This is a genomic window from Rhodococcus sp. USK10 (assembly GCF_019378875.1).
Classification (GTDB): Bacteria; Actinomycetota; Actinomycetes; order Mycobacteriales; family Mycobacteriaceae; genus Rhodococcus_F; species Rhodococcus_F pseudokoreensis.
Map to the genome: position 1 here is coordinate 3,556,218 of NZ_CP076048.1, position 13,029 is coordinate 3,569,246.

General features: G+C 67.5%; 9 protein-coding genes and 2 pseudogenes. 6 read left to right on the forward strand and 5 right to left on the reverse strand.

Translation table 11 applies throughout. The annotated features are described in order from the left end of the window. Positions 1-10: 10 nt before the first annotated feature. Entirely contained in the window at positions 11-1,183 is a 1,173-nt protein-coding gene (locus tag I1A62_RS23360; RefSeq protein ID WP_219460113.1) for a CaiB/BaiF CoA-transferase family protein, read from the reverse strand. A gap of 146 nt (positions 1,184-1,329) precedes the next feature. Between I1A62_RS23360 and I1A62_RS23365 the strand changes: the two genes are divergently transcribed. Beyond that, the gene (locus I1A62_RS23365; protein WP_219460115.1) at positions 1,330-2,469 is read left to right on the forward strand and encodes a low temperature requirement protein A; all 1,140 of its coding nucleotides are present in this window, start codon (positions 1,330-1,332) and stop codon (positions 2,467-2,469) included. Positions 2,470-2,493: 24 nt separating this feature from the next. On the opposite strand, the gene I1A62_RS23370 is transcribed toward I1A62_RS23365, so the two are convergent. Next, on the reverse strand, positions 2,494-3,360 hold the full coding sequence (locus I1A62_RS23370; protein WP_219460118.1) for a helix-turn-helix domain-containing protein: 867 nt from the start codon (positions 3,358-3,360) through the stop codon (positions 2,494-2,496). 180 nt (positions 3,361-3,540) lie between these two features. Here I1A62_RS23370 and I1A62_RS23375 point away from each other — a divergent pair, with 180 nt between their 5' ends. Both I1A62_RS23375 and I1A62_RS23380 read left to right on the forward strand, forming a co-directional pair. After that, complete coding sequence (locus I1A62_RS23375) at positions 3,541-4,467, forward strand: alpha/beta hydrolase (RefSeq protein WP_219460119.1); 927 nt, start codon at positions 3,541-3,543, stop codon at positions 4,465-4,467. A gap of 36 nt (positions 4,468-4,503) precedes the next feature. Beyond that, positions 4,504-5,430 (forward strand): alpha/beta hydrolase, encoded by a 927-nt coding sequence (locus I1A62_RS23380; RefSeq protein ID WP_219460120.1) that lies wholly within the window; start codon positions 4,504-4,506, stop codon positions 5,428-5,430. A 62-nt stretch (positions 5,431-5,492) separates the two neighbouring features. On the opposite strand, the gene I1A62_RS23385 is transcribed toward I1A62_RS23380, so the two are convergent. Next, positions 5,493-6,815: an MFS transporter gene (locus I1A62_RS23385; protein ID WP_219460122.1), complete on the reverse strand. Its 1,323-nt coding sequence runs from the start codon at positions 6,813-6,815 to the stop codon at positions 5,493-5,495. Between the two features lie 274 nt (positions 6,816-7,089). Here I1A62_RS23385 and I1A62_RS23390 point away from each other — a divergent pair. Further along, positions 7,090-8,500 (forward strand): annotated as a pseudogene (locus I1A62_RS23390) (aldehyde dehydrogenase). After that, a pseudogene (locus I1A62_RS46875) lies at positions 8,497-9,053 on the forward strand (SDR family oxidoreductase). The pseudogenes I1A62_RS23390 and I1A62_RS46875 overlap by 4 nt, the downstream one beginning before the upstream one ends. A 72-nt stretch (positions 9,054-9,125) precedes the next feature. Here the strand turns inward: I1A62_RS46875 and I1A62_RS23400 are convergent. Both I1A62_RS23400 and I1A62_RS23405 read right to left on the reverse strand, forming a co-directional pair. Then, a complete protein-coding gene (locus I1A62_RS23400) occupies positions 9,126-10,019 on the reverse strand; it encodes a CoA ester lyase (RefSeq protein ID WP_219460125.1) in 894 nt (297 codons plus the stop codon). 69 nt (positions 10,020-10,088) lie between these two features. Then, complete coding sequence (locus I1A62_RS23405; protein ID WP_219460128.1) at positions 10,089-11,264, reverse strand: CaiB/BaiF CoA-transferase family protein; 1,176 nt, start codon at positions 11,262-11,264, stop codon at positions 10,089-10,091. Between the two features lie 263 nt (positions 11,265-11,527). Between I1A62_RS23405 and I1A62_RS23410 the strand changes: the two genes are divergently transcribed. After that, complete coding sequence (locus tag I1A62_RS23410) at positions 11,528-13,009, forward strand: aldehyde dehydrogenase (protein WP_219460130.1); 1,482 nt, start codon at positions 11,528-11,530, stop codon at positions 13,007-13,009. Positions 13,010-13,029: the final 20 nt, after the last annotated feature.

Here is a 13,029-nt window from a genome sequence, read left to right on the forward strand (position 1 = left end):
GCGATCAGGCTCAGGGTTCGACGAACAGAACGTCCGCCTGCACCAGATCGTCGATCTGCTCGGCGGAATACACCTCCGAGGCGACTTCGCGGCTGTCGGCGCCGACCCGCGGTGCGGTGCCCGCCCGATCGGGGCGTTCGCCCGCGAACCGCCACGGCGGCCGGATCAGCGCCAGCCCGTCCTGCTGCCGTTCGACCAGTTCGAGCCATTCCACCTGCTCGTGCTCGACGAATCCGGTCATCGACAGCACCGGGGCGAACGGCACGTCCGCGGCGGAGAGGGCGTCCTCCCAGTGCTGCAGCGACTGCTGCTCGAACTCGGCTTCGACGATCTTGGCCAGCTCGTGGTAGTTCGATTCCCGGGGACGGTACTCGGCGAAGCGGGGATCCTCGGTGAGATCCATCCGGTTCATCGCCGTGCACAGCGAGCGCCAGAATTTCTGCGAGGACGACAGGTGGACCGCCAGGTACTCCCCGGAGGCGGTCTTGACGCAGAAGTTCTGCGCCTGCGGGTGCCTGCTCTGCCTGCTCGGGTCGTATCCCAGTTCGAAGGACTGCGTGATCCCGTCGGTCGCCAGCACGCTGACGGCCTCCATGATCGACGTCTCCACGTGTTGCGGCGAGCCGGTACGCAGCCGTCCGACCAGCGCCGCGAGGACACCCGTGGCCGTACTCAGACCGGTGATCAGGTCCGCGCTCAGCCCGCCGGCCAGTTGTGGCCGGGCGTCGTCGCCGAACAGGGAGTAGAGACCGCCGAACGCATGCCCGATCGTGTCGTAGGCGGGACGGCTCGCCAGCGGGCCACCCGAGCCGAACCCGGTCACCGACCCGTAGACGAGGTCGGATCGCAGCGCGCGGCAGTCGTCGGGTCCGAGGCCCAGCGCCGCCAACTTGCCGGGCCGCAGGTTCTCGAGGACCACGTCGAAGTGCGGTACGAGGGCCTTGACCAGCGCGACGCCTTCGGGCCGCTTCAGGTCGATCGACAGGCTCCGCTTTCCGGTGTTGTACTGGCGGAAGTAGGGGCTCCCGTCGTTCTGGTGGCGGCGGAAGTCCTCCCCGACGACGGGCTTCTCCACCTTCACGACCTCTGCGCCGAGCGCGCACAGGATCGACGTGGCGAACGGAAGGGCGATGTACCCCCCGATCTCCAGGATGCGGATCCCGTCGAGCGGCTTGTGCTGCATGGGCATGCCTCCATGTGTCGCGAGTAACAATATAATACATTATCCACCATTCGATGGATGTCAAGGTGGGGTCGCCGACACCGCCGCCGAAACGACCGTCCGCCTCGACGCCGCCGGATAGGATTCTGGGCGCCGAGGAGGAATCCATGATGGTCAGGCAAGCCCGCAGCACCCACCGTGAGGTCTCGCCGCTCGAGCTGTTCTTCGACCTCGTGTTCGTGCTGGCGATCGGTCAGCTCACGCACCATCTCGTCGACCACCTGACCTGGCACGGCGCCGCCGAAACCCTCGTTGCGCTCGTTGCGGTGTGCGGGGTCTGGGCATTCACCACGTTCGAGATCACCCTCCTCGACATCGAACGCACCGCCACCCGGGCCGTAACGATCACGGTGATGGGCCTCGGCCTGTTCATGAACGCCGGCATCGGGCACGCGTTCGACGAAAGCCCTTGGCTCTTCGTCGTTCCCATGCTGCTGGCGTTGATCGGCCCCGCCGTCTACGCGGCGGCCACCGCCCCGGCACCCCGCCTCCGCACGCATTTCCTGCACGTGCTGATCTGGTTCGCGGTCTCGGCGCCGTTCTGGGTGGCCGGCGCCGCACTGGACCCGGAATGGCGCCTGTGGCTGTGGGCGGTGGCCGCGCTCGTCGACCTCGTCGGCACCTGGAGCGCACACCCTGTGCCGAGCGGACGCACACAGACGCAGCAACTTCCGTTCGACGCCGAGCACATGCTCGAGCGGATGCGACTGTTCCTCATCATCCTGCTGGGCGAGACGGTCCTGACCCTGGGACGCGTGATTGCCGCCCATCATTCCGACGCACTGACGCTGGCGCTGGCGGCGGGGTGCTTCGTCGCGCTCGTCTGCCTGTGGGCCGTCTACTTCGGGCGCGCCGAACAGATCGTGGAAAGTCATATCGCCGCCACCGAGAACCCGATCCGATCCGTGCACATCGGGATCAACGTGATCTACGGCGTCGTCACCGGACTCGTCATGTTCGCCGCGGGCAGCGAGTTGGTGCTCGCCCACGCCGGCGACGACCGGGCGGGGTTGGGCGGCGTGCTGATGCTCGCGGGTCCGGCGATCTACCTGCTCTCGCACGCGATCTACTTCCGGCTCACCACCCACACCGGCTGGGTGCCGCGCGCCGTCGGCGCCGCCGTGCTCGCATCGGCCTCCGTCGCGGCGTACTGGCTGCCGTCCTACGCCGTCGTCCTCGCACTGGTCCTCATCCTCCTCGCGGTGGCCGTGACCCTCTCGAGGGACGGGTCGCCGAGCGAATCCTGAACTCACGGTCAACAATTGCCCGCTTCAGGAATGCTGATGCGCCGCGCTGTCGGTGGCGATCCAGCTGGACAGCAGGCGGAGGGCCTCCTCGGCGGACGAACCCGGCTCCGCGGTGAATCCGTACAGGGTGAGACCGGTCGCGCTGGCCACCTCGAGCGCCTCGAAACGCAGCGTCAGGTCGCCGACGACGGGATGATGGAACCGTTTCGTTCCGCGCCGGTGCGCCTTGATGTCGTGTGCCGCCCAGCGAGTGCGGAACTCGTCGCTGCGGGTGGCGAGCTCGCCGACGAGACCGGTGACCGCCGTCGAATACGGCGACCGCGCCGCCTCCACGCGCAGCATCGCGACAGCGTCGTCGGCCGCGTTGTTCCAGTCGGGGAACGTCTCGTCGGCGCGGCGGTCGAGGAAGATGAACCGGGCCACGTTGGGTGCGCCGTCCACGCGGTCGTACACGTCGGCGTACAGCGCGCGACCGAGCGCATTGGCGCCGACGATGTCGAGGTGACCGTTCTGCACGACGGCCGGGGCGGTGATCATCGCATCGACGAGCGCCTGGACCGGCTCCGGCATCTCGACGCGCGCCCGGGCGGGCTTACGCCTGCGGGGCTTCGTGGCCGCGGCGCGGGCGAGGGTGAACAGATGCTTCGTCTCCTCGTCGTCGAGTCGCAGCGCGGTCGCGATGGCGTCCAGCACCTCGTCGGACACACCCGACACGCCGCCGCGTTCGATCTGTACGTAGTACTCCGCGCTCACTCCGGCGAGCATCGCGACCTCCTCGCGACGTAACCCGGCGACCCGACGCCGGCCGCCGGCGGGCAGGCCCACCTGGTCGGGCGTGATGCGTGCGCGGCGGGTCGTCAGGAAGTCCTTGATCTCCTTGGCGATCTCCATACCTGCAGCCTAAGGACCTCCGACGGCCCGAGGGAGAGGCTGCCGGTACCCCCGATAACCGGCCTCTGGTACGGGCCCACGGATCGCAGCAGAGTGATGAGTGCGGGTCGAGGACATCGTCCACGACGCAGTGACATTCAGACCGTCGGGCTCCGGCGGACGACGAAGGGACATCAGTTCATGGCCACGGAGAGCATCGAGACCGTCAGCGTCAAGACCTCGTACTGGGACATCGCGGCGGACATATACTTCCCGCCCGGCTTCGACGAATCGAAGAAATACCCGGCCATCATCAGCGCACACCCGATCGGCAGCTGCAAGGAGCAGACCTCCGGCAACGTGTACGGCACCGCCCTCTCCGACGCCGGCTACGTCGTGATCGCGTTCGATGCCAGCCACCAGGGCGCCAGCGGCGGCGAACCACGATTCATCGAAGACCCCGCGCAGCGAGTCCAGGACTTCAGCTACGTCGTCGACCACCTCGTCACCCTCCCCTACGTGGACGCCGACCGGATCGGCGTGCTCGGCATCTGCGGCGGCGGCGGATACTCCATCGCCGCCGCGAAGACCGACCGTCGCATCAAAGTCGTCGGCAGCGTCGTCGGCGTCAACTTCGGTCACCTGCTGCACGAGGCCTTCAGTGCCTACGACCCGATCGCGACGTTGGACGCGATCGCCGCGCAGCGCACCGCCGAGGCCCGCGGCGCCGAACCGAACGTCGAGAACCTGCTGCCGCCCGCCGTAGACGCGGCAGCCGGGATGGGACTCGACGTGGCCGAGGCCACCGAGTACTACAAGACGTCCCGCGGGGAGAAGCCGAACGGCGCCACCCGCAGCCTGATCTCACGACGGGCCGCGGGATACGGATGGGACGCCTTCACCCACGCGGAAGTGCTCCTCACCCAACCGCTGTGCGTCGTCGTCGGCGACAAGCCCGGCGCGTTCGGCTCCTACCGCGACGGCCTCGAAATCTACCGCCGCGCCCGCTCCGAGAAGAAACAACTCGTCGTGGCAGAAGGCTTCTCACACTACGACCTGTACGACCAGCCCGAGCCCGTCAAGCTCGCTCTCGACGCCCTGATCCCGTTCTACGACACCAACCTCTGACCGAACATCACAACCCCATCAGAAAGAGACACAGCAATGGACAGCATCACCTTCCCCAACGGCCCGATCGCCATGGCCGGCAACCTGTTTCTGCCCGACAACTTCGATCCGCAGAGCAGCTACGCGGCGGTCGTCACCGTGCACCCCGGCGGCGGTGTGAAGGAGCAGACCGCGGGTCTGTACGCCGCGAAGCTGGCAGAGGAAGGCTTCGTGGCACTGGCCTACGACGCGTCCTTCCAGGGTGAGAGCGGCGGCGAACCCCACCACCTCGAGGACCCGGCAGCGCGAGTCGAGGACGTGCGCGCGGCCGTCGACTTCCTGCAGAGCCTGGACTACGTGGACGCCGAGCGGATCGGTGTTCTCGGTGTCTGCGCCGGCGGCGGATACGCCGTGAACGCGGCCCTGACCGACTACCGGGTCAAGGCTGTCACCACGGTCAGCGCCGTGAACATCGGCACCTCGTTCCGACGCGGTTGGTACGGAACCGATTCCGACGCGGCCGCGGTGCCCACGCTGCAGGCAGTCGCGCAGCAGCGGACCGCCGAGGCCCAGGGCGCCGACCCGGCGTACATCCCGTACGTTCCGGAACAGCCGGACGACAGCACTCCGCGCGACCTGGTCGAGGCACACGACTACTACCTCACCCCGCGGGCGCAGCACCCGAACGCGAAGAACAAGCAGCTGTTCACCAAGAGCATCTCGCGGATCTTCACGTTCGACGCGTTCCACCTGGTCGAGGACCTGTTCACGGCACCGCTGCTGATCGTCGCGGGCAGTGAAGCCGGTTCGCTGTGGATGTCCACCGAACTGCACAGCCGGGTGCGCAGCCCCAAGAAGCTGGTGGTCGTCGAAGGCGGCGCCCACATGGACTTCTACGACGTCCCGAAGTACGTCGACCACGCCGTGGCGGAGGCGACCCCGTTCTTCCGGGAGAACCTCGCCGCTCACCCCGACGAGAACTGATACACCGGCCGCTCAGATCCGCCCGAGCTCCTGGGATCCCCAGGGGCTCGGGCGGTCTCGACTCAACTCGGGCTGACGGCCTGCCGGTTACGCCTCCGGTCCTTCGCCGGATCCGCAATCACCACGGCGAGCAGCGCCAGGACCGCGCTGGCGGCGCCGATCAGCTGAAAAGCCAGCTGGTATCCCGCGACCGGCGTGGCGGCCGCGTCCAGGATGATGCCTGTCGCCAACGGCCCGACGACGCCGCCGATCGACTGCATCGCGAGGAACGCGCCCAGAGTCCCGGCCAATTGCCGGGGCGGGCAGATCTCCGACATCGTGGCCGTGAACAGCGGGAACACCGCGATGGTCAGGCCGTAGGCCAGGGAAATCGCGGTGACGGTCAGCATGCGCGACGGAATCGCCGGCAGCGCAAGCAACAGGCCTCCGGCGATCATGATGCCGATCGCGGGCGCGACGACCCGGACCGCGCGCACCGACCTGCCGCGTGCCACCGCACGGTCGCTGAGGAAGGAGCCGCCGATCAGCGCCGCGAAACCGACGAAGCTCGGGAACGCGAACATCCAGCCGGACTGAAGCTGCGAGTACCCGAGCCCCTTTTCGAAGTACGAGGGAAGCCACTGCAGGACAACGCTGATCAGCATGTACGCGGGAATCACCGCGAGGAGTCCACCGAGGAACGTGCGCGAGTACACGATGCGGCGCCACGGCACCGCGGGTTCGGCAGTGCCCTGATCCGCACCGGGCTTGCCCACGCCGAGGTACGGGCCGGGACGCCACGTGAGCAGCCACGGAGCGACCCACAGCGCGGATGCTGCGGCGAGCACCAGGACGGTGGCCCGCCAGCCGTAGGCGTGCATGACGAACGCCAGCGCGGGGACGACGACGATCTTTGCGATGGTCGTGCCGGAAGTAATCATTGCGCCCGGTAGCCCGCGCTTGGCCGGGGCATGCCACGAGTACGCGGCCGTGTGCTGCAGGGCCGAAGCCGGGCCCTCCGCCATTCCCAGCAGCGTGCGGCTGATCAGGAGCGCGACGAACGTCGCCCACACGATCAACGGCAGCAGCACCACGCTCCACAGGATCGCGATGAGCGCGATCGCCCACTTCAGCGTCAGCATCCGGTTCAGCGGACCGGCGAGAAACCCGCCGAGCGAGTAGGCGAGGAAGAAGATGCTGCCGGTCATGCCGATCTGGGTGGCCGACAGGTGCAACTCCTCCCGGAGCGGCACCGTGATCAGGCCGAAGACCGCCTTGTCGGCCGAGCTGAGGACGTACAGGGTGACCAGGAGTCCGGTCAACCCCCATGCCCTACGCCGAGATTCGGATCGGCTGCGCTCGCGCTGTGGCGATTCAGCCGCCGTCGATGGTGCCGTTGGTGACATGTCGGGGTTCCAATCTGATCGTGTGCGGATCCGCACTTGCCGCACGCTGCACATCGCGTGCGGGACCGGCTGTCCGGCGAAGTCGTTCGCCCGGAATAGCCGCGAGGTGATTGTGTATCACACATTATCCATTTTATGAAGCGGATCGCAGCGACGACGCATTGAGACCGGCCTCACTCTGTGCTTCTCGGTGGCCGAGAAGCTACTTCCGTCCTTGTCGTCTCCGGGCAAATCTCGGACCCAACGGATCCGGAGTCGAGAACGGAGTGTGCGCATGCGAGACGAAGGCCCCACGGTGACGAAGAACGGGATTCCGCACTATCGGATGTTCATCGACGGTGAGTGGGTCGACACCGCGGATCGCTACGAGATCGTGAACCCGGCCACCGAGCAGGTCACGGCGACCGCAGCGAGCAGAGGCTCGCGATCGCGACGATCAGCTCCCGCGAGACCGGCATGCCGATTCGATCGGCACTGGCGATCGCCGTGGGATTTCCGCAGATGCACCTGAAATACTACGCCGAGCTGACCAGTACATTCGAATGGGTACGGCCGGCACCGATTACCGGCCAGGTACTGCACAGTGGGCTCGTCAAGAAGGAGCCGATCGGAGTCTGTGCCGGAATCTGCCCGTGGAACTTCCCGGCGATTATCGCCGTGTGGAAGTCGATCCCCGCGTTGGCGGCCGGCAACAGCGTCGTGCTGAAGGTGGACGAGAAGACACCGAGTTTCGCCCTCGAACTGGCGGCGGTTCTGCGCGACGCGGGCCTCCCCGACGGTGTGCTCAACGTCGTGATCGGCGACGGTCCGACCGTCGGCGAGCACCTCGTCAAGCATCCGATGTGCGGCTCGTGTCCTTCACCGGCTCGACCGCCACCGGCCGACGGGTGATGGCCAAAGCGTCCGACACGATCAAGCGCGTGCTGCTCGAACTGGGGCGGCAAGGGACCGAACATCATCCTCGACGACGCGGACCTCGACCTCGCCGTCGACGGCACCATCTATGGGTTCGTCCTGCACGCCGGCCAGGCCTGCGAGTCCGGCACCCGGCTGCTCCTCCCTGCCTCGATTCACGACGATTTCGTCGACCGTCTCGTCGCGCGGTTGGAATCGCTGAAAATGGGTGTCCCCCTGGACCCGTCGACGACGTCGGCGCGGTGATGAATGCGGCGCAGCGCGAACGCATCCTCGGCTACATCGAGAGCGGCAAGACCGAAGGCGCCCGGCTCGTCCACGGCGGCGGAACCCCTGCCGGTCCCGAGTTCGACCGAGGCTTCTGGGTCGAACCGACGGTGTCCACCGGCGTCACCGACGACATGCGCATCGCGCGCGAAGAAATCTTCGGACCGGTGCTGTCGATCATCGCCTACGACTCGGTGGACGAGGCCGTCAAGATCGCGAACGACACCGAATACGGCCTGGCCGCGGGCGTCTGGAGCCGGGACAACCAGCGCGCACTGGACGTCGCAGACCGACTCGAGGCCGGCTCGGTGTGGATCAACGACTGGCACAACATGTCTCAGCACCTCCCGTTCGGCGGCTACAAGCAGAGCGGGATCGGCCGCGAGCTCGGCCCGGACGCACTCGCGGAGTTCACCCAGGACAAATCCATCACCGTCGACATGTCCGGCAACCTGAGCCGTCGCGCCTACGGCCTGGTCCTCGGGACACCGCCGAAGCACTGAACAACCGACAACCCCATTCAGGACACGAGAAGGGACAGGCAGATGCCGAGACTCGCAGGAAAGTCGCATTCGTCACGGGGGCAGCGCGTGGTCAGGGACGGGCGGAAGCGCTTCGGCTGGCACAGGACGAAGCCGACATCATCGCCGTCGACGTCGTCGCACCCGTCGAGACCAACGTGGCCCCGCCGTCGACACCGGCGGACCTCGTAGAGACCGAGCGGGGTGTGAAGGCGCTGGGCCGCAACGTCGTCACCACCCAGGTCGACGTGCGTGACTACGACGCTCTGAAGCATGCGCTCGACGAAGGATGTGCGGCGCCGCGATTCAGCTGATCCACAATGCGCCGACGTACGCGTTGTTCGCGCCCGACATCCCCGAGGCGGAGCGCACCCCCGACAGCGTGGCCGACCGCTTCGCCACCATCCCCGTCATGGACGTGCCGTGGGTGGAGCCGGAGGACATCGCGAACGCGGTCGCGTTCCTCGCGTCGGACGAGGCGCGCTACGTGACCGGCGTCGAGCTCGAGGTCGACGCCGGACAGACGCTCGAGTAGGTGGATGACTCTCCGGGCGAAGCCTCACATCATTCCGGATACGAGGCTTCGCCGCGGTCGGTGCGGGACGGGTCAGGCGTGGGCCATGATGGCTTCGGCCTGCGCGATGATGCCTTCGGCGGTCTTCACGTGGGCGATGTCGATGTGCTGACCCTCGAAGTCGACGGCCGCGCTACCGGCGGCCTCGGCCACCGTGAACGCGTCGATCATGCGGCGGTAGAAGTCGACCTGCTCGGGGGACGGCGTGAACACGTCGTTGGCGATGGCGATGTGCGACGGGTGGATGCACACCATGCCGCGGTAGCCGAGCTGCTTGTTGTCCAGGCAGAACTGACGGGCACCGTCGAGGTCCTTGATGTCCTGCCACACGCCCGCGACGGGGTGGTGCAGGCCCGCCGCGCGGGCGGCGAGGACGAGTCGACTCCGCAGGTACAGCGTCTCGAGGCCGGCCGCGGTGAATTCGAAGCCCAGCTCGCGTCCCACGTCCGCGCTCGGGCCGGTCGCGCCCAGCAGGCTGGAGATGCGCGGGGTGGCGGCGGCGATCTCCTCGCAGTGTGCCATCGAGACCGCGGTCTCGTAGCTCACGATGAGTCCCACGCTGCCCGCCTCGAGCCCCTGCCGGGCCTCGATGTGCGACACCACGGCGTCGATCCGCACGAGTTCCTCGGCGTCGAAGACCTTGGGCAGGAACAGACCGGTCAGCCCCGGCCGGATCACCGCCTCGAGGTCACTGCCCTGGATCCCGGTCACGAACGCGTTGGGCCGCACCCACACGTCGGCGCGAACGCCCTCGGCGTGCAAACGATCGATGGTGGCGGCGGTGACGCCACGCGCCTCGTCCTTGTCCGCGACGGGAACGGAGTCCTCCAGGTCGAGGATCAGGGCGTCGGCGCCGGAGGCCAGCCCCTTGTCGGCCCAGGAAGGCTTGTGACCGGGCACGAACAGCATGGAACGGTAGGGATTCATGAACTCTCCTCAGTAGTGAGTACGGGAAGTAGCGGGTGTGGGGAAACAGTGGGTATGGGAAGTAGCGGGTCAGGACTCGTCGGCGTAGAGGACGCCGGACGCGAGCAGCTCGTCGATCTTCTCGGCGGGGAGCACCTCGCCCGCCACCGAACGGGTGTCGGCGCCGACCTTGGGAGCGCGGTCACCGCGGTCCGGGCGCTCGCCGTCGAACGTCCACGGCGGCCGGATCAGGGCCAGGCCGTCGGGTTGCCACTCGACCAGGTCCAGGTGTTCGACCTGCTCGTGTTCGAGGTAGCCGGTCATCGACAGAACCGGTGCGAACGGCACGTCGGCCTCGGTGAGGACCTTCTCCCAGTGGTCCTTCGACTTGGTGGCGAACTCCGCTTCGACGATCGGCACCAGCTCGAAATAGTTCGACTCCCGCGGGCGGTATTCGGCGAACCGGGGGTCCTCGGCCAGGTCCATGCGGTCCATCGCGCGGCACAGCGACTGCCAGAACTTCTGCGAGGACGACAGGTGGACGGCCAGGTACTCGCCGGTCGACGTCGGGACGCAGAAGTTCTGCGCCTGCGGATGACGGCTCGTGCGGGCCGGATTGCTGCCGAGCTCGAACGACTGCGTGATGCCGTCGATGGTCAGTGCGCTGACGGCCTCCATGATCGACGTCTCCATCCGCTGCGGCTGACCCGTCTTCAGCCGCCCGACGAGGGCCGCGAGGACACCGGTCGCGGTGCTCAGACCGGTGACGAGGTCCGCGCTCAGGCCACCGGCCAGCTGCGGGTGGTCGCCGTCGCTGAACAGCGAGTACAGGCCGCCGAAGGCGTGGCCGATCGTGTCGTAGGCGGGACGGTTGGCCAGCGGACCGCCGGCGCCGAATCCGGTGACGGACCCGTACACGATGTCGGGGCGCAGCGCGCGGCAGTCCTCGGGGCCGAGCCCCATGGCCGCTACCTTGCCCGGGCGCAGGTTCTCGAGCACCACGTCGAAGTGTGGCACCAGCGCCTTGACCAGCGCGACGCCCTCTTCGGACTTCAGATCGACCGACAGACTGCGCTTGCCGGTGTTGTACTGCCGGAAGTAGGGGCTGGCGTCGTTCTGATGGCGCCGGAAATCTTCTCCGACCACCGGGCGCTCGACTTTGACCACCTCGGCGCCGAGGGCGCACAGCATCGACGTCCCGAACGGGAGCGCGATGTATCCCCCGATCTCGAGGATCCGAATACCGTCGAGCGGCTTGTGCTGCATGTTGCCTCGCCTTCGTCTCAACAAAACATTATATATAGTTCACGTTGGGGTCAAGCCCCACCGGATCGGGGTACCCCACCGAGGCGACTCCCAGTCGGGCGGATCACGGCAAGGCACTTCCATGGAGCTATGCAACATTATATACTTTGCATGGTGCAGCTCACATATCGAGCAGAAGGCTCCGCCCACCAGGCCGGACACTTCGGTCCCGCCTGCGATCCGGACTACTTCCACCCCTTATCGTCCAAAGAAGGAGCAGCACCGTGAGTGTGCAGACAGAAATTTGGCAGGGACAGTACGACAAGCTGTTCATCGGCGGACGGTGGGTGCAGCCGGCCACCGCGCGCACCTTCGACGTGATCTCGCCGGCCACCGAAGAGCTCGTCGCACGCGTTCCGGAGGGCGTCGAAGAAGACATCGACGCGGCGGTGAACGCGGCCCGCGAGGCATTCGACAAGGGGCCCTGGCCCCGGATGGCACTCGAAGAGCGGATCGCGGTCCTCCGGAAGCTCAGCGCCGAACTCGCCGCGCGCGAGGCCGACGCCGCCCGGCTCGTCAGCGCCGAGATGGGCTGCCCGATCACGCTGTCCACGAAGATGCAGTCCATCGGACCGCGCCTGCTCCTGGACTCCTTCCTGGATCTCGCCCCCGCCTACCCGTGGACCGACACCCGGTCGTCCGCAACGGGCAGCGCGCTGGTGACCCGCGAACCCGTCGGGGTCGTCGCCGGCATCGTGCCGTGGAACGCCCCACTGCTCATCACGATGATCAAGCTCGCCCCAGCGCTGCTGGCGGGCTGCACCATGGTCATCAAGCCCTCCCCCGAGACCCCGCTCGACGCCTACTTGCTCGCCGACATCCTGGACAAGATCGGTCTCCCCGCCGGCGTCGTGAACATCGTCCCCGCGCAGCGCGAGGCCAGCGAATACCTCGTGCGCCACCGCGGCATCGACAAGGTCTCCTTCACCGGATCGACGGCCGCGGGCCGTCGGATCGCCTCCCTCTGCGGCCAGGACCTGCGCCGCGTGACCCTGGAACTGGGCGGCAAGTCCGCCGCGGTCCTGCTCGACGACGCCGACCTCGACGCCGCAGTCGCCGCCATCCGCGCGGTCTCGCTGCGCAACAGCGGCCAGGTGTGCAGCAACAAGACCCGGATCGTGGTGGCACGCTCGCGGCGCGACGAACTCCACGACCGGCTCGTGGACCTGATCCAGTCGATGCCCGTCGGTGACCCCTTCGACCCCGCCACCGAGATCGGCCCGATGGTCAGCGCCAACCAGCGGTCCCGCGTCGAGGGCCACATCGACGACGCCAAGGGATCCGGGGCCTCCCTGCTGGTGGGCGGCGGACGTCCCGACGGTCTCGACCGCGGCTGGTACGTCGAGCCCACGATCTTCACGGACGTCGACCCTGCCGCGAAGATCGCGCAGGAGGAGATCTTCGGCCCGGTTCTCACGGTGCACACGTTCGACACCGAGGCCGAGGCGATCGACATCGCCAACAACTCGGAGTACGGACTCAACGGATCGGTGTTCGCCGCCGACCCCGAGCACGCGCTGGCGGTGGCACGCCACATCCGCACCGGCACAATCGAAGTCAACGGAAACCCGGCGGGCTTCAGCGCCCCGATGGGCGGTTTCAAGAACAGCGGCATCGGCCGCGAGGCGGGACTCGAGGGCTTCGACGCCTACGTCGAGCTCAAGTCCTACGGCATCCCGGGCGGCCTGCTCGGTTCGCTCTCCTGACCCAGATCTACCGAAAGGCA

Excerpts from the sequence above, each read along its gene's own strand:
- I1A62_RS23360 (WP_219460113.1), bottom strand. The coding sequence starts at position 1,183 with ATGCAGCACAAGCCGCTCGACGGGATCCGCATCCTGGAGATCGGGGGG.
- I1A62_RS23385 (WP_219460122.1), bottom strand. The coding sequence starts at position 6,815 with ATGTCACCAACGGCACCATCGACGGCGGCTGAATCGCCACAGCGCGAG.
- I1A62_RS23375 (WP_219460119.1), top strand. The coding sequence starts at position 3,541 with ATGGCCACGGAGAGCATCGAGACCGTCAGCGTCAAGACCTCGTACTGG.
- I1A62_RS23400 (WP_219460125.1), bottom strand. The coding sequence starts at position 10,019 with ATGAATCCCTACCGTTCCATGCTGTTCGTGCCCGGTCACAAGCCTTCC.
- I1A62_RS23380 (WP_219460120.1), top strand. The coding sequence starts at position 4,504 with ATGGACAGCATCACCTTCCCCAACGGCCCGATCGCCATGGCCGGCAAC.
- I1A62_RS23405 (WP_219460128.1), bottom strand. The coding sequence starts at position 11,264 with ATGCAGCACAAGCCGCTCGACGGTATTCGGATCCTCGAGATCGGGGGA.
- I1A62_RS23370 (WP_219460118.1), bottom strand. The coding sequence starts at position 3,360 with ATGGAGATCGCCAAGGAGATCAAGGACTTCCTGACGACCCGCCGCGCA.
- I1A62_RS23365 (WP_219460115.1), top strand. The coding sequence starts at position 1,330 with ATGATGGTCAGGCAAGCCCGCAGCACCCACCGTGAGGTCTCGCCGCTC.